At 62.0% G+C, this 19,039-nt stretch carries 21 protein-coding genes, 1 tRNA gene and 1 pseudogene; 11 read left to right on the top strand and 12 right to left on the bottom strand.

Annotated elements, in window-relative coordinates; translation table 11 throughout:
* Window positions 1-485 precede the first annotated feature (485 nt).
* From N554_RS41110 to N554_RS0122470, 4 genes and pseudogenes are all read left to right on the top strand, one after another.
* Window positions 486-629, top strand: a complete 144-nt coding sequence (locus N554_RS41110) for a hypothetical protein (RefSeq protein WP_197033696.1) — start codon at window positions 486-488, stop codon at window positions 627-629.
* A complete protein-coding gene (locus tag N554_RS41105) occupies window positions 626-871 on the top strand; it encodes a DUF1330 domain-containing protein (RefSeq protein WP_245283677.1) in 246 nt (81 codons plus the stop codon). The genes N554_RS41110 and N554_RS41105 overlap by 4 nt, the downstream gene beginning before the upstream one ends.
* Window positions 872-1,107: 236 nt before the next feature.
* Window positions 1,108-1,221: pseudogene (locus N554_RS40195) on the top strand (IS5/IS1182 family transposase); the annotation flags it as partial.
* A 933-nt stretch (window positions 1,222-2,154) separates the two neighbouring features.
* The gene (locus N554_RS0122470; RefSeq protein ID WP_029585533.1) at window positions 2,155-2,769 is read left to right on the top strand and encodes a class I SAM-dependent methyltransferase; all 615 of its coding nucleotides are present in this window, start codon (window positions 2,155-2,157) and stop codon (window positions 2,767-2,769) included.
* 22 nt (window positions 2,770-2,791) lie between these two features.
* Here the strand turns inward: N554_RS0122470 and N554_RS0122465 are convergent, their stop codons facing one another.
* A complete protein-coding gene (locus N554_RS0122465) occupies window positions 2,792-3,781 on the bottom strand; it encodes a YiiX/YebB-like N1pC/P60 family cysteine hydrolase (protein WP_029585531.1) in 990 nt (329 codons plus the stop codon).
* A 194-nt stretch (window positions 3,782-3,975) separates the two neighbouring features.
* On the opposite strand from N554_RS0122465, the gene N554_RS0122460 reads away from it, so the two are divergent.
* Together N554_RS0122460 and N554_RS0122455 are read left to right on the top strand one after the other, a co-directional pair.
* The gene (locus tag N554_RS0122460) at window positions 3,976-5,385 is read left to right on the top strand and encodes a flavin monoamine oxidase family protein (RefSeq protein WP_029585529.1); all 1,410 of its coding nucleotides are present in this window, start codon (window positions 3,976-3,978) and stop codon (window positions 5,383-5,385) included.
* Window positions 5,382-6,101: an adenine nucleotide alpha hydrolase gene (locus tag N554_RS0122455; RefSeq protein ID WP_245283676.1), complete on the top strand. Its 720-nt coding sequence runs from the start codon at window positions 5,382-5,384 to the stop codon at window positions 6,099-6,101. Before N554_RS0122460 ends, N554_RS0122455 begins: the two co-directional genes overlap by 4 nt.
* Here the strand turns inward: N554_RS0122455 and N554_RS0122450 are convergent.
* From N554_RS0122450 to rpmI, 6 genes are all read right to left on the bottom strand, one after another.
* Window positions 6,064-6,834 carry a sulfite exporter TauE/SafE family protein gene (locus N554_RS0122450; RefSeq protein WP_029585527.1) on the bottom strand — a complete coding sequence of 257 codons (771 nt, stop codon included), beginning with the start codon at window positions 6,832-6,834 and terminating at the stop codon, window positions 6,064-6,066. The genes N554_RS0122455 and N554_RS0122450 overlap by 38 nt on opposite strands.
* A gap of 55 nt (window positions 6,835-6,889) precedes the next feature.
* Window positions 6,890-9,298: a phenylalanine--tRNA ligase subunit beta gene (pheT, locus tag N554_RS0122445; protein ID WP_029585526.1), complete on the bottom strand. Its 2,409-nt coding sequence runs from the start codon at window positions 9,296-9,298 to the stop codon at window positions 6,890-6,892.
* Entirely contained in the window at window positions 9,295-9,711 is a 417-nt protein-coding gene (locus tag N554_RS0122440; protein ID WP_029585525.1) for an ASCH domain-containing protein, read from the bottom strand. Before N554_RS0122440 ends, pheT begins: the two co-directional genes overlap by 4 nt.
* Window positions 9,708-10,790, bottom strand: a complete 1,083-nt coding sequence (gene pheS / locus N554_RS0122435; protein ID WP_029585524.1) for a phenylalanine--tRNA ligase subunit alpha — start codon at window positions 10,788-10,790, stop codon at window positions 9,708-9,710. The genes N554_RS0122440 and pheS overlap by 4 nt, the downstream gene beginning before the upstream one ends.
* A gap of 172 nt (window positions 10,791-10,962) precedes the next feature.
* Window positions 10,963-11,322: a 50S ribosomal protein L20 gene (gene rplT / locus N554_RS0122430; RefSeq protein WP_029585523.1), complete on the bottom strand. Its 360-nt coding sequence runs from the start codon at window positions 11,320-11,322 to the stop codon at window positions 10,963-10,965.
* Window positions 11,323-11,399: 77 nt separating this feature from the next.
* Entirely contained in the window at window positions 11,400-11,600 is a 201-nt protein-coding gene (rpmI, locus tag N554_RS0122425) for a 50S ribosomal protein L35 (protein WP_029585522.1), read from the bottom strand.
* 77 nt (window positions 11,601-11,677) lie between these two features.
* Between rpmI and N554_RS40190 the strand changes: the two genes are divergently transcribed.
* The gene (locus N554_RS40190; RefSeq protein ID WP_156042039.1) at window positions 11,678-11,992 is read left to right on the top strand and encodes a hypothetical protein; all 315 of its coding nucleotides are present in this window, start codon (window positions 11,678-11,680) and stop codon (window positions 11,990-11,992) included.
* A 150-nt stretch (window positions 11,993-12,142) separates the two neighbouring features.
* Here N554_RS40190 and infC read toward each other — a convergent pair whose 3' ends face one another.
* Window positions 12,143-12,682: a translation initiation factor IF-3 gene (gene infC / locus N554_RS0122415; protein WP_029585521.1), complete on the bottom strand. Its 540-nt coding sequence runs from the start codon at window positions 12,680-12,682 to the stop codon at window positions 12,143-12,145.
* A 51-nt stretch (window positions 12,683-12,733) separates the two neighbouring features.
* Window positions 12,734-12,904, bottom strand: coding sequence for a hypothetical protein (locus N554_RS41100; RefSeq protein ID WP_197033690.1), 171 nt, complete (start codon window positions 12,902-12,904; stop codon window positions 12,734-12,736).
* Window positions 12,905-12,956: 52 nt separating this feature from the next.
* On the opposite strand from N554_RS41100, the gene N554_RS0122400 reads away from it, so the two are divergent.
* Window positions 12,957-13,745, top strand: coding sequence for an alpha/beta hydrolase (locus tag N554_RS0122400; RefSeq protein WP_029585520.1), 789 nt, complete (start codon window positions 12,957-12,959; stop codon window positions 13,743-13,745).
* Between the two features lie 135 nt (window positions 13,746-13,880).
* Here the strand turns inward: N554_RS0122400 and queG are convergent, their stop codons facing one another.
* Window positions 13,881-15,083 (bottom strand): tRNA epoxyqueuosine(34) reductase QueG, encoded by a 1,203-nt coding sequence (gene queG / locus N554_RS0122395; RefSeq protein WP_029585519.1) that lies wholly within the window; start codon window positions 15,081-15,083, stop codon window positions 13,881-13,883.
* On the bottom strand, window positions 15,032-15,724 hold the full coding sequence (locus N554_RS0122390; RefSeq protein ID WP_029585518.1) for a glutathione S-transferase family protein: 693 nt from the start codon (window positions 15,722-15,724) through the stop codon (window positions 15,032-15,034). Before N554_RS0122390 ends, queG begins: the two co-directional genes overlap by 52 nt.
* Window positions 15,725-15,921: 197 nt before the next feature.
* Between N554_RS0122390 and N554_RS0122385 the strand changes: the two genes are divergently transcribed.
* Window positions 15,922-16,728, top strand: a complete 807-nt coding sequence (locus N554_RS0122385) for an undecaprenyl-diphosphate phosphatase (protein ID WP_029585517.1) — start codon at window positions 15,922-15,924, stop codon at window positions 16,726-16,728.
* A 165-nt stretch (window positions 16,729-16,893) separates the two neighbouring features.
* Here the strand turns inward: N554_RS0122385 and N554_RS0122380 are convergent, their stop codons facing one another.
* The gene (locus tag N554_RS0122380; protein ID WP_029585516.1) at window positions 16,894-17,862 is read right to left on the bottom strand and encodes a complex I NDUFA9 subunit family protein; all 969 of its coding nucleotides are present in this window, start codon (window positions 17,860-17,862) and stop codon (window positions 16,894-16,896) included.
* A gap of 208 nt (window positions 17,863-18,070) precedes the next feature.
* Between N554_RS0122380 and N554_RS0122370 the strand changes: the two genes are divergently transcribed.
* Window positions 18,071-18,157: transfer RNA gene (locus tag N554_RS0122370), tRNA-Leu, on the top strand.
* Between the two features lie 109 nt (window positions 18,158-18,266).
* A complete protein-coding gene (locus tag N554_RS0122365) occupies window positions 18,267-18,881 on the top strand; it encodes a ribonuclease D (protein ID WP_029585515.1) in 615 nt (204 codons plus the stop codon).
* The last annotated feature ends 158 nt before the right edge of the window (window positions 18,882-19,039 follow it).

The following is a 19,039-nucleotide window of genomic DNA, read 5'->3' as shown; positions in this document are numbered from 1 at the left end:
GTGCCACGAACGGACAGTGATGCCGCCAATGCCCCTGCGAATTGCAGGGCGATCGAAAGCTCTTGTGCTAAGTCTGCTACGTTTCATCAATCGTTGATCGCTGCGGATGAAACCAGCAACAAAGAAAACCCGCCCGTTGGGCTGGGCTGTCATTCAGTGGTTGGCTCCCGGTGTCGGCACCCGGGTTTTGGAACTGGGCAACGGAGACCTTTCTGAAGGAGACGTTCTCAATGCCCCTTTAAGGGTGATTGACCGCCACGCCTCTTTCGACATCCTTCCCACTGATGTATGTTTCCACCCGGTGCCTTTGAGAGCTGCCAGCGGGACGTGCCGAGGCCCCGAGTTTTTTTACGGCAGCGTCGAAGCCGTCGGCAGGCATCGCACCTAAATAGACCGACGTACTTTTTTGCCGGTGCTACCAGCACTCGCACGGTCGTGTGCGCACGCACACGCGGCAAATCTTGCAACGATCAGGGAGGAAAGTCATGAAAACCCACTACACCGTGACGTTGGCAATGCTCGCGGGTTTCGGACTTGGCGCGGTCGCGGTTCAGGGGCTTCACGCCCAGGCCAACCCCCCGTCTACCAAGTCGTTGAAATCGATTTCTTGGACCAGGAAGCGTATTTGAAGGACTACGTTCCAAAGGCTCAGGCTGCGATCAAAGCGGCTGGCGGCAAATTCCTTGCCGCCGGAGGCAAGACCACCACGATCGAAGGAGAACCGCCGAAATCGCGCGTTGTCATTCAACAGTGGGATAGCCTCGAAAAAGTCCAGGCTTACCGCGATTCAACGGCCTTCAAGGACCTCCTACCGCTCCGCAACAAGTTAGCGAAATTCCGCAGCTTCGTTGTCGAGGGCGTTCCACTATAGCCGATGGATTCTCGCAAGATCGAGGCCGCCTGAGTTGGCGGCCTTGTCCCTATTCCGACGGTCGCGGTGAGCCCGTTCTGCCCGGGTCGATGAGGTCCGCTCCGGGTCATTCGCGACGCAGTCGGCCGCCAGCAAGCCCGGCCATGTCCGTTATGCTGCCGAAAGCGGAAGTAAATTCAGAGCATGAGCGGCTCCGCGAAGGACGTGATTCAAGCTCCGAAACCGGAGCCGCGATCATGCGCTACGAACTCAGCGACTTTGAATGGACCGCCATCAAGCCGATGCTGCCGAACAAGATGTGCGGCGTTCGGCGTCTAAACGACCGTCGCGTGCTCAATGGCATCTTTTTTCACGCTCTCCGTAGTCGCAAATTGTTGAACCGGATCAGTCTGATTTGGGTAGTCCAGTCCTGTTCGCAAAAATATTCCGCTTCCCGTTTGACCCAAATCACTTCTATAAGCCTCGCCGTCTCACCCCATGAGAGGGGCGTATCGCGATCGTCACGGACGCGGGGTGGGATGCGGTGGACGCGGCAGCGTCGGGCGCGCATTTGGCAATCGCAGGGCGAGTTGAACCTCGTGAGCGATTTGCGGCGCGCAGACGAACGGCGCTGATGCGGACGGCAAAACCGTGTGGTCCTGGCACCCGTTGCTGGTGTCAAGTCGGCGGAGGTTTGTCGGCCCGACCGGGCTTTGACAACCTTAATCCGCCGATGACGGTGACAAGACGAATTCGTCGCCGGGGAGAGCACGATATAAGCCGTTAAAACCATTGCGTGCGGGAATGCCGGGTGTTCCGGTGACCTGCGGTGACTACCGTGTGCTTACTACCATTGCACACGGGCTGCGGGTGCACCGTGCACCCGGCATTCCCCACGCCCTCTATCGGGCGAAAGATTTTTGCATCACTCGGGCGCTTCGCGCCGCGAGATCGCGAAGTCATATCCGAAATTTGGGCGGCGATGCCGTCAAGTGACGCTGATCGTGATCCCGGCGATCTTCGGCGTGGTCAAAGGCTTCGGGTTGCCGCGCGAAGACCGCATCGATGGCCAGCCTCCGCGGTCGCCGCCGAAGTCAATCAAGCGGCCTCAATCCATTCCGGAACCTGCCGGATGAGCCTGCATGGCGAAGCCACGGCCAAGATGCCGCGCTATATTGCTGTTAGAGAGTTTTCAAGCGAAGTGGAGACCGGTTCGCGTCAAGAAAACGCGTCAACTCAAGAATCCAGATCCCCGTTTCGATTCTATCGAAACGGGACTCTAGAACAACATTCAGGAGTGCTCGATGGGCTTCTATAGCGATATCATCCTGCCTCGGCTTTGCGATCTTTCGATGCGCAACAAGCAGCTCGTGCCTTTTCGCGAGCGCGTGATCGGTGCGGCGGAAGGCAGGGTGCTCGAGATCGGCGTCGGGTCGGGAATGAACCTGCCGTTCTATCGCCCGCCGGTGCGGGAGGTCCTGGCGCTCGAACCCGCACCTCGGCTTTTGAACATGGCGCGAAGCGCGTCACATGTGACGGGCCTGCCAGTCAGCTTCCTCGAGGCCTCCGCCGAGGCCATTCCGCTCGACAAAAGTAGCGTCGATACCGTCGTCACGACCTGGACCTTGTGCTCGATCCCGCAGGCTGCCACGGCGCTCGCAGAAATGCGGCGCGTCCTGCGGCCGGGCGGCAAGCTGCTGTTCGTCGAGCACGGCCTGGCGCCCGACGAGGCCGTGCGTCGGTGGCAACATCGGCTGACGCCGGCCTGGCGGTATATCAGCGGTGGCTGTCACCTCAACCGTCCGATCCGCTCCATGATCGAGGGGACAGGATTTCGCGTCGAGCGCATCGAGACGGGCTATATGCCCGGACCGAAGCCGATGACGTTCATGTATGAAGGCAGCGCACGACCAACGTGATGCGGACGAAGCTGACTGACTTTCAAGCCACCAGCTCTGGCGTCCGCTCGCGCGGTCGGGCGCGGCGCTCCGGACGCGCGGGGACGTACTCGACGACGATGAAATGCTCCGACACGGTGACGCGCTCGACCAGCGTCGCTTCCTCAGCGTCCAGCACTACTTCTTCAGCCGGAAGCGGCGCCTCTTCGTCAATCTCTTCAGGAACAAGTGGCGGCGAGATCGTCTCTGGAAACACGCCGAATTGGCCTGCTACCTCCTGGAGCGGCTTTTGTTTGTCGGCCCAGTGCAGGGCCGTGTAGTCGAAGCCGTGCACGATGGTGGGTTTGACGATTTCGAAATAGGGCGAGATGTCGAAATCGCGCGGCATGTAGAGCGATGAATCGCGGATGTGCAGGATCTCCCGCCGAGCCTTCCTGCTGGCGGCGCGAGTGATCTTGGGGAGGATGGGATAGCGGACGGCGCCGAACGCCTGCGCGATCAGTGCCGAGCAGATGATCTTGGTGGGATCGCCGGAGCCGAAGGCGATCATCCGCCGCCGCCAGCGCTGCGGGATCGGCAGCGGAATCAGATAGCGCATCAAATCGACGATGTTCTTGGTGTCGTAGCCGAAGCCGATTCGGTTGATGGCGTAGCGGCACACCGTGTTGCGGTCTTCGAATGACAGGCCGACCGCCCGGCACAGCCTGGTGTGAAAGGGGAAATATTTCGACAGCGGCGCCGACGTCACGCCTTCGCCGATATTGGCCTCGATCAAGACATGCGGTTCGCCGTCGGGCTCGGACGCGCCGTCGATCGGACCGACGAAAAGCGCGGCATGCGACCAGGTTGATTGCGTGAGATATTTGATGATGCCGGAAACCCGGTTGTTGCCTTCGACCAGCAGGACGTCGCCCTGCTCGACAATGCCGCGCAAATGCTCCGGGTCGCTCGGTGTGAACGGCTCATAGCCCGGCACCTCCTTCTGAAGGTAGCTTGCGATCAGCTTGCCCACGGTATCGAGTACGACGCCCATAACACCTTCTTCCCAAGCGCGCTTTCGAGCCGCTTTTTTCTCTTTCCTTATCATGGTCGAAAGCCGTTGCAATTTAGTTCATGCATGCAGCGGATCAATCATGATTGATTCACCATGACAGTTGCCGCCCGCGCCCGGATGCGGCAAGTTCGCTGGATGTTCTTATGTTTCTCAAAGCTTTCGGAAACCATGACATGACAATGACGCGCCGCAATTTCCTGTCGGCGTCCGCAGGCCTTGCAGCGACGCCGGCGCTTGGCGCCGGCGCATGGGCGGCGCCATTGCCGCGCGAGGCCGATATTGTCGTGATCGGCGCCGGCGCGGCCGGCATCGCCGCGGCGCGGCGGATCATGGCGGCGAACCGCAGGGTGATCGTGGTGGAGGCTTCGAACCAGATCGGCGGCCGCTGCCTGACCGACATCTCGACATTCGACGTGCCGTTCGATCGCGGGGCGCGGTGGATGCATAATCCCGACTCCAACGCCATGATCAGGCTCGCCCGCAATGCGGGGCTCGATGTTTTTGCGGCGCCGATCGGCCAGAAGATCCGCGTCGGCCGGCGCAACGCGCGGGCCGGTGAAACCGAGGAATTTCTCGCAGCCCTGGTCCGCGCCAACCGCGCCATCGACGACGCTTCGCGCGGCAGGGCCGACGTGTCCTGCGCCTCCGTGCTGCCGAAGGACCTTGGCGACTGGGCCGGGACGGTGGAATTCGTGCTGGGCGCGAACGCTACGGGCAAGGACCTGAACGATGTCTCCGTGGTCGACAGAGCGCGCGCGCAGGAGCGCAGCGCCGCGATCGCCTGCCGTCAGGGTCTCGGCACGCTGATCACAACGCTTGGCAAGCAGGTCCCGCTTTCATTGTCGACGCCCGCAAGCCGCATCGGCTGGAGTAACCGTGATGTCGCGGTAGAGACGCCGGCGGGCAAAATCGTCGCGCGCGCCGCCGTCATTACGGTATCGAGCAACGTGCTGACCGCGGGCAATATCAAATTCACGCCGGATATTCCGAAGCGCCATCTCGATGCCGCAGCAAAATTAAGCCTCGGCAGTTACGACCACATCGCCCTGCAACTGCCGGGCAATCCGCTGGACCTGGCCCGCGATGACGTCATTATCGAGCGGAGCAGCTCGACGCGGACGGCGCTGTTGTTCGCGAATATCGGAGGCTCATCGCTGTGCTCGATCGATGTGGCGGGCTCGTTCGGCCGCGATCTTTCCGCGCAGGGCGAAAAGGCAATGATAGCCTTCGCAATGGAATGGCTGACTAGACTGTTCGGCAGCGAAGTAACCTCTGCCGTCAAGAGATCGACCGCCACCCGCTGGAACGCCGCGCCGTTCGCGCTTGGCGCGATGTCATCAGCCGCGCCGGGCGGGCAAGCCTCGCGAAAAATCTTGGCGGAGCCGATCGGCTGTATGTTCCTCGCGGGCGAGGCGACCCACGAAACCCTGTGGGGAACGGTCGACGGCGCCTGGGAAAGCGGCGAGCGCGCGGCGGAGGCGGCGCTGCGAAGGATCGGCGCGCTCAGGGATACCGAACCGGCGACATCGGCGCCAGCCGCTAAGCGCCGACGTAGCAATGCGCCGGGAGCGCCAATCAATTGAAACAGCTGCGACCGAAGGCGCTGATCTCGTGGTCGAGCGGCAAGGACAGTGCGTTCGCGCTCCATGAAGTGAGGCGCGCGGGCGAATATGATGTGGTCGGCGCCCTGACGACGGTGACCGAGACATTCGAACGGGTGTCGATCCACGGCGTGCGGAAGGAGGTTTTGCGTGCGCAATGTGAGGCCGCGGGATTGCCGCAGGTTATTGTGCCGATACCCTATCCCTGTCCGAACGTGATTTACGAAGCGCAAATGGGCGAAGCCGTCGCGCGCGCCGTGCAGGCCGGCATCACCCACATCATCTTCGGCGATCTGTTCCTTGAGGATATCAGGGCCTACCGCGAACAGAAGCTGGCCGGCACCGGCATCACGCCGGTGTTTCCGATTTGGGGCCGGCCGACCTTGCCGCTGGCGCACGCGATGATCTCGAGCGGGATGGAGGCCTATCTCGCCACCGTCGATTTGAAAAAGCTGCCGGCGGAATTTGCCGGGCGCAAGTTCGATAAGCAATTGCTGGCCGATCTGCCCGATGGCATCGATCCCTGCGGCGAGAATGGCGAGTTTCATACCTGCGTGGTGGCGGGTCCGATCTTTTCGCGCCGGCTCCCCATTGTGCTCGGCGAGCGCGTCGAGCGCGATGGTTATGGGTATTGCGATTTGGTGATGGTGGACGAGACCTTCAGCGCAGCACGCCGTCGAGCGCCGGCAGACCGATGATGACGGCGGCGGCGATCAAGACATAACAGATGGCCCGAAAGAGCGTTTCGCTGGCGCGGCCGAACAGCGCCGCGCCGAATGCGACGCCGATGCCGTAGACCGGCCCGACCAGAAACGAAAATCGAACCGCATCTGACGTGATGAGCCCGGTCAATGAATAGCTTACGGCGGAAAAGAAATCGGAGGCTGCAAAAAACAGCATGATGTTGGCGCGCGCAATGGCCGAGACGATCGGCCGGCCCAGCCAATAGCCCACGATAGGCGGCCCACCGGTCTGTGCCAGTCCGCTGCAAAAGCCGGACAGCCCGCCGATGCCGACGGAAATCGAAGGGTGGTCCTTTCCCCGATACCGCCAGCCCGACAGCAGCAGCATCAACAGCGCGAACACGAAGGCGGAGATGATCCAGCGCGTCGTCACCGGATCGAGCCGGCTGAGGAAATAGGTTCCGATCGGTACGCCGACGAGGGCGCCGAGCACCATGACCGCGGTCGCCCTGCGGTCCGCATGCTTCCACGCATTCGGAATCAGCGGCGCCGCCGCGACGAGATCGATGATGAGCAACAGCGCAGCGACAAGGCGCGGCTCCGCGATGCTGCTCGCCAGCGGCATGAAAATCAGCGCGGAGCCGAACCCGGAAAAACCGCGCGCCGTTCCCGAAACGAAAGCGATCGCGCAAATGGCGATGGCGGCGTTGATACTGACATTGGTCGGGATGAGGTCGATAAGGCTCATGCCCTTAACGTCTGGCGCATGACGTTTTCCGAAAACCGCTTCGCACTTTTCGGCGTCATCCGCGCAACGTGCCGCCGGTCTTCTTTGTCACTTCGGCCACGATCCTCGCCGCCACCGCGTCGATTTCCTGGTCGGTCAGGGTTTTCTCGCGCGGCTGGATGGTCACGGCGATCGCGATCGACTTCTTGCCCTCGTCGATGCCCTTGCCTTCATAGACGTCGAACACGGTGACATCCGTAATCAGCTTCTTGTCGGCGCCCTGCGCCGCGCGCACGATGTCGCCAGCCTTGACGTTGCGATCGACGATGAACGCAAAGTCGCGCGATACCGGCTGGAAGGGTGAGAGTTCGAGCACCGGCTTGGCACGGGTCGGCTTCTGTTTGGCATCGGGAATGCGATCGAGAATCACTTCGAACGCGATCAGCGGGCCGTCGGCGCCGAGCGCTTCCAGCGCGCGCGGATGCAACTCGCCGAAATATCCCAGCACGTTCTGCGGACCGATCTGGATGGTGCCGGAACGCCCGGGATGCAGCCAGCCGGGGCCGCCGGGCACGATCTGCAGCGCCTGCATCGGCGCGCCGGCGGCCGATAGTAGAGCAAACGCATCGCCCTTGGCATCGAGCGCGTCAGTCATCGCCGAGCCCGACCAGTGCCTTCCCCGGCCCTGCGAGGACGCAAAGCCGTGGCGCACGCCCGATGCCGCGATCAGTTGATCCTCCGGGCGGTCGCCTTTGAACACCTGGCCGACTTCGAACAGCGCGACATCCGGAAAGCCGCGATCGGAATTCGCCTGCGCCGCGGCGACAAGGCCCGGCAGCAGGCTCGGCCGCATGTCCGAAAGATCGGACGCGATCGGGTTGGCGAGCGCGAGCTCGCTTTGCCCGCCGCCGAACAATTCGGCCGCAGGCTTTGCGATGAATGACCATGTCACCGCCTCGACCATGCCGCGCGCCGCAAGCGCGCGCTTGGCACGGCGGGTGCGCAGCTGGATGGCGGTGAGGATCGGCTTGCGCGGTGCGTCGCCGCGGTCGAACGGCGTCATCGGTACTTTGTCGACGCCGACAATGCGCACGATCTCCTCGACGATATCGGCCTTGCCATGCACGTCTGACCGCCAGGAGGGCACCGCGATCTTCACCACCGGGCCGCTGCCGGCCACCATGAAGCCGAGATGGCCGAGAATGCGTTTCATCTCAGGAAACGGCACCTCGATCCCGGCGAGCCGCTTCACTTCGGTGAGCGGAAAATCGATCACGCGATCCTCGCCGAAGGCATTGCCGACGACGATATTTTCGGAAGGGCTGCCGCCGCACATTTCCATGACAAGTTTGGTTGCCATCTCGAGCCCCGGCACCATGAAGGCCGGATCGACGCCGCGCTCGAAGCGATAGCGGGCGTCCGAGTTGATGCCGAGCTTGCGGCCGGTCTGCGCGATGTTGATCTCGTTCCACAGCGCGGATTCGATCAGCACATCGGTGGTCGCTTCCGAACAGCCGGAAGCTTCGCCGCCCATGATGCCCGCGAGCGATTCGACGCCGTGATCGTCAGCGATGACGCAGACCCCGCTGTCGAGCGTGTAGGTGCGGCCGTCGAGCGCCAGCAGCGTCTCGCCCTCGCGCGCGCGGCGCACCGTCAGATTGCCCTTCACTTTCGCCGCGTCGAACACATGCAGCGGCCGGGAGCGGTCGTAGGTCATGAAGTTCGTGATATCGACCAGCGCGTTGATCGGCCGCAGCCCGATCGAGGTCAGGCGCTTATGCAGCCATTCCGGCGACGGGCCGTTCTTGACCCCGCGCACCAGCCGTAAGGCAAATCCCGGGCACAGCTTCGCGTCCTCGACGGTCACTTTGACCGGGCAGGGGAATTCGCCCTTGATCGGCTTGATCGCGGGATCTCTGAATTTTCCCATGTCGGCGGCGGAAAGATCGCGGGCGATGCCGTGCACGCCGGCGCAGTCCTGCCGGTTCGGCGTCAGGTTGATTTCAAGCACGGGATCGCCGAGCCCGGCCCATTGGGCGTAAGCCGCACCAACAGGCGCGTCAGCCGGCAGCTCCATGATGCCGTCGTGATCTTCCGAAATCTGCAGTTCGGCTGCCGAGCACAGCATGCCACGGCTCTCGACGCCCCTGATGGTGCCGACGCCGAGCGTGATGTTCTTGCCAGGGATGAAGGTGCCGGGGGCCGAAAACACGCTGACCAGGCCTGCGCGCGCATTCGGCGCGCCACAGACGACCTGCACCGGCGCGCCACCATCGCCGGTGTCGACCATGCAGACCCGCAAACGATCCGCATTGGGATGCTGCTCGGCGGAGATCACGCGCGCAATGGTGAACGGCGCCAGCGCTTTCGCCTTCTCGTCGATGTTTTCGACCTCAAGGCCGATCATGGTGAGCTTGTCGGCGAGCTTTTCAACGGGCTCGTCGGTGTCGAGATGTTCCTTCAGCCAGGAAAGCGTGAATTTCATGATGCAACTCTGTGATCTGCGAAAGTCTCAACCAGACGAAAGCGCTCGCACATCAGCATCATGTCTTCGCTGAACTTTCCCTGTCGTCCGAAATACTCTCGATGCGCCTCGCGCCAGTAGGCGAGGCTGCAATCGCCTTCGCCCTCATCGCGCGCAAAGGCTGCATCCACTTCGCCGTAGCGGCGATAGGTCACCTCTGTCGATTCGATCACGCATCGGGGTGTCCCGCGCCCGTCGAGCACGATCCAGCGCTCGCCCGGCGTCGACGTGTTCGGTTCATCCTCGGTGCTGCAAGTCGCGGTCTTGACGCCCTTCAGGACGAGCTCGAGCAGTTCGTCGGCAAGCCGCGGCCCGTCGCCGAATGCGAAGGAACGCAGGCCGCGATATTGCTCGGGGACGTCACTCGCGCTCACGAACTCAATCCTCCCGCCAGCGTCGGGACATCGAGCGGCTTGAAACCGTAGTGATTGAGCCAGCGTACGTCGCTCTCGAACAGTTGCCGCAGATCGGACATGCCGTATTTCAGCATCGCGATGCGGTCGATGCCCATGCCCCAGGCAAAGCCCTGATAGACATCGGGATCGATGCCGCAGGCGCGCAGCACGTTCGGATGCACCATGCCGCAGCCCAGAATCTCCAGCCAGTCTTCGCCTTCGCCGAAGCGGATTTCGCCCTTGTCGCGGCGGCACTGGATATCGACCTCGAGCGACGGCTCGGTGAACGGAAAGAACGACGGGCGGAATCGCATGTTGATGTGATCGACTTCGAAGAACGCCTTGCAGAATTCGTGCAGGATCCATTTGAGGTGACCGAGATGCGAGCCCTTGTCGATGACGAGGCCCTCGACCTGATGAAACTGCGGCGTGTGGGTCGCGTCGGAATCGATGCGATAGGTGCGGCCCGGACAGATGACGCGGATCGGCGGCTTCTGGGTGAGCATGGTGCGTACCTGCACCGGTGAAGTGTGGGTGCGTAACAGCAGGCGCGAGCCATCGTCCTTCGGATTGAAGAAGAACGTGTCGTGCATCTCCCGCGCCGGATGGCCCTCGGGGAAATTCAGCTTTGTAAAATTATAATCGTCGGTCTCGATATCCGGGCCCTCGGCGATGGCAAATCCCATGTCGGCGAATATCGCCGTGAGTTCGTCCATCACCTGGCTGAGCGGATGAATCCGGCCCTGCTCGGCGGGTGCTTCGCGCAGCGGCAGCGTGACGTCGATGGTTTCCGACGCAAGCCGCGCGTCAAGCGCTGCGGACTTCAATATGTCGCGGCGCGCGGTCAGCGCCTGCGTGACCTTGTCCTTGGCCAGATTGATCGCCGCACCTTGCGTCTTGCGTTCGTCCGGCGACATTTTGCCAAGCGTCGCCAACAGCGCGGAAATCGAGCCCTTCTTGCCGAGCGCCGCGACGCGCACGGCTTCCAGCGCGGCTTCGTCGCCGGCAGCGGCGATCTGGCCGAGAATTTGCGATTCGAGATTTGCAAGGTCGGACATGGCGACGATCACCTGTTGGGAGCGCGCTCGCAGTCCAGCAGAAGGCCGCCATCATCCGCGGAAGCGGATGATCCAGTAACCCCCGGAATCAAAATGTTGGTCGGTGGTTACTGGATGCCCCGCTTGCGCGGGGCATGACACCGGATTGCAAGACGCCGCAGCGATTGTGAAGTTACGCCGCCAGCGCGGCCTTGGCCTTTTCCGCGATCGCCTGGAACGCCGCCGGCTCGTTGATGGCGAGATCCGACAATACCTTGCGGTCGACCGTGATGCCCGACTTGGAAAGCCCGTTGATAAACACGCTGTAGGTCATGCCGAACGGACGCACCGCGGCATTGAGGCGCTGGATCCACAGCGCGCGGAAGGTGCGCTTCTTGCGCTTGCGGTCACGGAAAGCGTATTGCCCGGCCTTCTCGACCGCGGCCTTGGCGGCGCGGATGGTGTTCTTGCGGCGGCCGTAAAAACCCTTGGCGGCCTTGTAGACTTTCTTGTGCTTGGCGTGAGAGGTCACACCGCGTTTGACGCGAGACATGACGGATCTCCTTGATCTGAAAAGAGGGGACGGATCGCCGCGCGGACGCGGCTCGGCTAATGGGACCGCGAGAGCGATCAGGCGTTCGGCAAGAAATATTTCTTGATGTTGTCGCCGTCGGTCTTGAACAGCACGCGGGTGCCGCGGAGCTGACGAATCTGCTTTTTCGTCCGCTTGATCATGCCGTGGCGCTTGCCGCGCTGGGCGTGCATCACTTTGCCGGTGGCAGTCACCTTGAAGCGCTTTTTAGCGCCTGACTTGGTCTTCAGCTTGGGCATTTGGCTCTCCTGTTGCCGCAACACGAAAGCGCCCGCGAGGGCGTCCGGCCGGCTAAATGCTCGTTAGAGCGTTGAAAATGCTCGATTATTTCTTAAGCGAAACAATCAGCAGAGGCATCGCCACGGCAGCCCTTGATCAGCCGGGCGATGAGGTTGCGCTTATGGCAGAGCCAAATCAGATTGGCAACGATGAACAATGGAACCGCAGGGTTCTGATGCACCACCTCAGACCTCAAGCGGAGTCGCCAAAAATGGGAAAAAATGGGGAAAATGTCGGTTTTAGCCGGAGTTTTTGCCGATTTCCAAAGCCTGTGGGCGTCGCGGTGGCCTTTGTGGCGGCGTTTCTCGCAGCGCCCGGTACCGCTGAGCTTGGACCTGCAGGGCGCCCTTAAGAATATGGATCCGGGATCAACATAGCGCGTCGAGCACGCGCTTGTGGCGCTGCGCAGCATCCGGGGCACGCGTCGTCGCGAAAGAAAATGGCCCGCCGGATGATCGGCGGGCCCTATTCTAAATCGACAAACGCAAATAGCAGATACGGATCAGCGCGGCGCCAGAACCATTACCACCTGACGGCCTTCGAAACGCGCGTCCTGCTCGACTTTCGCGATATCAGCGACGTCGCTTTTGACCTTGTCCAGCAGCTTGGTGCCGATTTCCTGATGCGCCATTTCGCGGCCGCGATAGCGCAAGGTGACCTTGACCTTGTCGCCCTCCTCGAAGAACCGCTGCATCGCGCGCATCTTCACGTCGTAATCGTGATCGTCGATCATCGGCCGCAGCTTGATCTCCTTGATTTCGACGATCTTCTGCTTCTTGCGGGCTTCCGCGGCTTTTTTCTGCGCCGAATATTTGAACTTCCCGTAGTCCATGATCTTGCAAACGGGAGGATTGGTATTCGGCGAAATCTCGACCAGGTCCATGCCTGCTTCGAGGGCCATCTTGATGGCGGCCACCGTCTCGACGGTGCCATGGTTCGTGCCGTTCTGATCGATCAGCTGAACCTGTGCGTTGCGGATTTCATCGTTGGTGCGCGGCCCGTCTTTGGCGGCAGCGGGCGGGGCTCTGTTGGGACGGCGAATGGGTAACTCTCCAAGGTTGTGAACGAAGGCGATAGTTTGAAGGAATAAGGCTCAGCGGGCAAGCCGACTCGTATGTTCGTGCATGAAAACCATCAAATGCGCGGCATTTTGGTCACGCCAAACAACGCTGGCTGGCACGGAATGCTTAGACCAGCCCACATAGAGGGCAAGGGTTCGCTGCGCAAGCGTCGCGGGAGCACCAGCGACGATATTGGCGTCCATTGACGGATCGCGTGTGCTCAATCAAAGAGCAGCGGACCAGAGTGGCAATCCCATGACCAATTCCGCTGCACCCGATCAGGAACCCGTCTTTATCGCGGTCGGCAAGGAGAGCGCTGCACGCCGCATTGCCGTGCGCGCCCGCCCCGGCGGCTCGCCCGGGCTGTTTTGGCTGAGCGGCTTCAATTCGGACATGAAGGGTACCAAGGTGCTGGCGCTGGACGCATGGGCCGCCGAGCACCATCGGGCCTGCGTTCGATTCGATTATTCCGGCCATGGCGAATCCGGCGGTGCGTTCGTCGACGGCACCATCGGACGCTGGCTGGAAGAGAGCGTCGCGGTATTCGACCGCTTCTGCGCCGGCCCGCAGGTCGTGATCGGCTCATCGATGGGCGGTTGGATGGCGCTATTGTTGGCGCGTGAGATCGCGAAACGCGGCGGAAGCCGGGCGTCGCTGGCCGGGCTGGTGTTGATCGCGCCCGCGCCGGATTTCACCGAACAGTTGATGTGGAACGGTTTTTCGCCGGAAGTCCGTCGGGAGATCGAGACCAATGGCCTGTGGCTGCGGCCCTCACAATACGGCGAGCCCTACCCGATCACGCGCGCGCTGATCGAGGAGGGCCGCAACCATCTGTTGCTCGGCAGCGCCATCGAAGTGGGCTGCCCGGTGCGCATCCTGCAGGGCGGGCAGGATCCGGACGTGCCGTGGCAGCATGCGTTCGCGCTGGCGCATCGGCTGCCGAGCGATGACGTGGTGCTGACCATGATCCAGGATGGCGATCACCGCCTGTCGCGGCCGCAGGACATCGCGCGGATCATCGCGGCGGTGGCGGAGATTGGGTGAGGCTCCCGGCGCTTGCTCAAGGTTCATCGCCCGTGCAGGCGGGCGATCCGGCACGCCGCGGCATCTGGAGGGGTGATGCTTCCTCCGTCGGCGCCGTGGTGCTGCTCGATCGCGAAGGCCGCCCCCTCATCAGGATCAGGGGTTGGCATTTGTGCCAGCTAGTCGCCATTCGGCGCGTACGCTCTCATCCGCCTCAGTATTCAGCGCCTCCTTCGCCAGCGCCGCGAATTCCTCCGGTCCGGTTAGTTGCGCCAGCGCCCAGGCCGCGGCGCCGCGAACCAGCGGGCTTTTGTCCTCGAGCAGGCGCTGGGCGTCGGTGGCCAACGCGCGATCGTTGGAGTTGCCGATCGCGATCAGCACGTTGCGGATAAACCGGTCGCGGCCGATGCGTTTGACCGGCGATTTTGCAAACAGTGTTCGAAATGCGGCGTCGTCGAGCCGCGCGAGCCCGGCGAGTTCAGGCGCGCGCAATTCATCGCGCGCAGCTAGTTTTGCTTCGCGCCCCGCCTGCGCGAACTTGTTCCATGGGCATACCGCGAGGCAATCGTCGCAGCCATAGATGCGGTTGCCGATCGCTTTGCGAAATTCATGCGGGATCGGGCCTTTGCTCTCGATGGTGAGATAGGAAATGCAGCGCCTTGCATCGAGCTTGTAGGGCGCGGGGAACGCCGCGGTCGGGCAGATGTCGAGGCAGGCCCGACATGTCCCGCAATGATCGATATCCGCCTCGTCGCGCGACAAATCCAGCGTGGTGAAGATCGCTCCCAGAAACAGCCATGAGCCGAATTCGCGTGAAACAAGATTGGTGTGTTTGCCTTGCCAGCCCAGTCCCGCCGCCTGTGCCAAGGGCTTTTCCATGACCGCGGCGGTATCGACGAACACCTTGACCTCGCAGTCTGATGCAGCGACCAGCCATCGTGCCACCGCTTTCAGCCGCTTCTTGATCAAATCGTGGTAGTCATCGCCTTGCGCATAGACCGAAATCGCGCCGCGCGTGCGCTGGTGCAGGATAGCCAGCGGATTTTGATCGGGCCCGTAATTGACGCCCAGCATGACGACCGAACGCACGCCTGACCATAGCACGCGCGGATCGGCGCGGCGTTCCGGATTGGCAGCGAGCCAGTCCATGTCGCCATGCGCGCCGGCATCAAGGAAGCTGCGGAAATGCCTGGCCGCCTTCGCAATCGCATCCGGATCGGCAACGCCAACGCAATCGAATCCAAGGGCGCGCGCTTCGCTGGCGAGCGCGGTTTTCAGGTCGGCGGGAGAAAGCTTGACAGCTGCGTTCAGAAGTCGAGATCCACGTAGGTGCGCGACGCCGGCACGCCCGCCAGCCACTCGCTCAGCAGCGGACGGAACGACGGGCGGGATTTCACCCGCGCGTACCACGCCTTTGCCGCGTCGTCCTCGATCCATGGCACGTCGCCCAGATAGTCGATCGCCGAAAGATGCGCCGCGGCGGCGAGATCCGCATAGGTGAGGCGGTCACCGGCCAGATAATTCCGCCTCTGCGCCAGCCAGCCGATATAGGCCAGATGATAACGCACATTTGCTTTCGCGGCGCGGATTACATCCGCTGCCGGCGCGCCGCCGCCATGATCCTCCCTCATGAAGCGCTTATAGATGCGCTCGGTGACCAGCGGACTGGAGGCCTCCTCGAAAAATTTTTCGTTGAACCACGCTATCAGCCGGCGCACCTCGATGCGCTCGCTCATCGTGGTGGGCAGCAGCCGCCGGTCACCCATGCCAGCACCATGGGTTTCATCGAGATACTCGGCGATGATTGCGGCGCCGGGAATTGCGGGCTGGTCCTCGGGGACCAGTACCGGTGTGGTGGCCGCGGGATTGAGCGCCAGAAACGCCTCGCGCCGCTCCCAGACCCGCTCTTCCACCAGCCGCACATCGAGACCGTGCTCGCCCAGCGCCAGGCGAATGAAGCGCGAATGCGGACAGAACGAGTGATGAAACAGCGTGAACATGAATCCCTTGGTAGTTTCGCGGTGCTTAAGAAAGCCTCAATCGCCTAAAGCGGCGCCAAACTACCGAAGCACGCGATTCAGGCAACCCGCATCTGATATTTTTCACGTTGCGGCAGAGAAGCGAATAGGCGAGAAGGACCCGGCTTTTTCGGTCGATATCGATCATCACGGGACCGCATCCATAATGGGCCAATGTCATGATGTCTGATGCATTCAGCGCAGTGATTCTCGGCATCATTGAGGGTGTCACGGAATTCCTGCCCGTTTCCTCGACGGGCCATTTGTTGCTTGCAGAACGCTTCTTCGATCTCGGCGAGGGCAGTTTCTGGGAGAGCTTCGCGGTGCTGATTCAGCTCGGCGCGATTCTCGCCATTGTCGCCCTCTATTTTGCCAAATTGTGGCGGATCGCGCTCGACACCTTCAACGACCCCTATGCGCGACGGTTCGTGGTCGGCGTGCTGGTGGCGTTCCTGCCTGCGGCGGTAATCGGCGCCTTGGCCGGCGGTTACATCAAGGCATTCTTGTTCAATCCGTGGGTGGTGTGTTTTTCGCTGATCGTCGGCGGCGCGATCCTGTTGTGGGTCGACCAGCTCGATCTCAAGCCGCACGAACACGAGGCCACGACATTCCCACTGCCGATGTATCTCTACATCGGGTTCGCGCAATGCGTTGCGATGATCCCGGGCGTGTCGCGTTCCGGTGCCAGCATCGTCGGGGCGATGCTGTTGGGGGCCGACAAGCGCGCGGCGGCGGAGTTTTCGTTCTTCCTGGCGATCCCGACCATGGTCGGCGCCTTCGCCTACGATTTTTACAAGAACCGCGCCGATATGACCACCGATCACTTAGGCATCGTCGCGATCGGCTTCGTGGTCTCATTCGTCACGGCGATGATCGTGGTGAAGACTTTTTTGACCTACGTTACCCGCCACGGCTTCACGCTGTTCGCGTGGTGGCGCATCATCGTCGGTACGCTGGGCCTGATCGCACTGGCGATAGGGAAGTAGGCTTCTCTTGGGTCGTCACCGTTCTTGGGTCGTCACCGTGAAGGCGGGGAGGGTTGCACTTCGTTTGTGAACTTAAGGGTACCCAGAAGCCCGGCATTAGTGCAACGGAAGCTATCTGCCACACTGCCACAATGAGAGTTCACGGGGTATGGGTCCCGGCTCGCGCTACGCGCCGTTCCTTTGAAACTGCCCGGCAGCGCGGAAGCGCCAAAGGTATAGCGGCGCGATGGCTTCCAGCGTATCCGCTGCGATTCCCAGTCCTTCGAGGGTCAGGCCGGCGGCTTTCGCCGCGTCCGAGACCACATTGTCGGAGCGCAGCAGCTCTACCTGGTCCGGTGTCAGTTTTAGCGGCCCCGGCGCGAACTGCAGGAACAGCGCCTGGAGTTTAGCCAGCCCAAACGGCAGCGAAATCATCGTGCGCCGGCGTTCGATGGTCGCCAGGATAATTTCCATGATCTCGCGCATGGTCAGCACTTCCGGGCCGCCGAGCTCATAGGTCGCGCCGGGCTTTGTCTTGCCGTCGACGGCGTCGGCAACGGCGGTCGCGACATCGCTGACGTAAACCGGCTGCAGCCTGGTGACGCCGCCGCCGATCAGCGGCAGCACCGGCGAAATTCGAGCCAGCGACGCAAAGCGGTTGGTGAACTGGTCCTCCGGACCGAACATGATGGAAGGCCGCATGATCGTGGCCGAAGGTATAGCCGACAGCACCGCTTTTTCGCCCGCGGCCTTGGAGCGCGCGTAACCCGATAGCGAATTCTCGTCGGCGCCGATTGCGGAAACATGCACCATCCGCGCATCGACCGCGCCGGCGGCCCTTGCCACCGTGCCGGCGCCTACGCCCTGCACCGCGTCGAACCTCTGCGCGCCACCCTCGGTCAGGATGCCCACGAGATTGATGGCAACATGCGAGTCGCGCATCGCGGCCTCGACGGAAGCCGGGTAGCGCAAGTTCGCCTGCACGGCGTGGATCTGGCCGACCTTGCCGAGCGGCTGCAGATGCCCGGCCAGTTCCGGCCGCCGCACCGCGACCCGGATCCGGTAGTCGCGCTTGGCGAGCGCGCGGACCACGTTTCGCCCCAGAAAGCCCGATCCTCCGAAAACCGTGACCAGGGTGTCCAGATTCGATGCCATCGCGTCAATTTCCTAGCGTCAGATTCGAGAGATCACGGCGGTATTTGGTGGTTTCGCGATACGCCAACGTGTCAGCGCTGTACAGCGTATTAGCACGATCCGGAAAAGCGGGGACCGGGTTTTCCGAAAAGATCATGCTCCAATAATAGCTTGGCGGGCATTGAAGCAATTTGACAAGCGCGCAGCCGCTCCGTACTAACCGCCCCGGGCCCAGGTGGCGGAATTGGTAGACGCGCTGGCTTCAGGTGCCAGTGGCTTCACGGCCGTGAAGGTTCGAGTCCTTTCCTGGGCACCACACATTTTTGGATGCCCTCGCGGTCGTCATTGAAGGAAACCGGACGCTCGCCTGTTTGGGGTTTGAGCGGTAGCTTGGTCCGCAGCGATTCGATGAGGTTCTAAAGATTATGACCGTACGCCTGCATCGCGGCGATCTGCCCGATTTCACACGCTATACCGACCAGGTGGCGATCGATACCGAGACCATGGGGCTTAATCCGCATCGCGACCGGCTCTGCGTGGTGCAACTGTCGAACGGCGACGGCAGCGCCGATGTGGTGCAGATCCCTAAAGGTCATACCGACGCGCCGAACCTGAAGGCGCTATTGACCAATCCCAACCTCACAAAAATTTTTCATTTCGCGCGGTTCGATGTCGCCGTTCTCTACAACACGTTCGGTGTGATGCCGCAGCCGGTCTATTGCACCAAAATCGCCTCGCGGCTCTGCCGCACCTATACCGATCGCCACGGCCTGAAAGACCTGGTGCGCGAAGTGCTCAACATCGATTTGTCGAAGCAGCAGCAATCGAGCGACTGGGGTTCGCAAACTCTCAGCGAGGCGCAACTGGCCTATGCGGCATCCGACGTGCTGCACCTGCATGCGCTTCGCGAACGGCTCGATGCCATGCTGGCGCGCGAGGACCGCATGGAGTTGGCGCAGGCCTGTTTCGAATTTTTGCCGACGCGGGCGAAGCTCGACCTGCAGGGCTGGGGCAGCGAGGACATTTTTGCGCATTCGTAGTGAAGGTGCCCCGACAGCGCTGCTGAGCCATGAGATCCGGGATACATGACAAATTGCCGGGTTTCGAGTGATCTTGGCTCAGCGATGTGTTGCCATGTCGCACCGTCCGCCCCGCTTCGGTCACACTCGTCACGCGACTCCGGGCTGCATAATCCCGC

It is taken from the genome of Bradyrhizobium sp. URHD0069 (assembly GCF_000701345.1).
Taxonomy (GTDB): Bacteria; Pseudomonadota; Alphaproteobacteria; order Rhizobiales; family Xanthobacteraceae; genus Bradyrhizobium.
The sequence above is the reverse complement of the archived record's forward strand: the minus strand, read 5'-3'. Positions and strand labels throughout refer to the sequence as shown.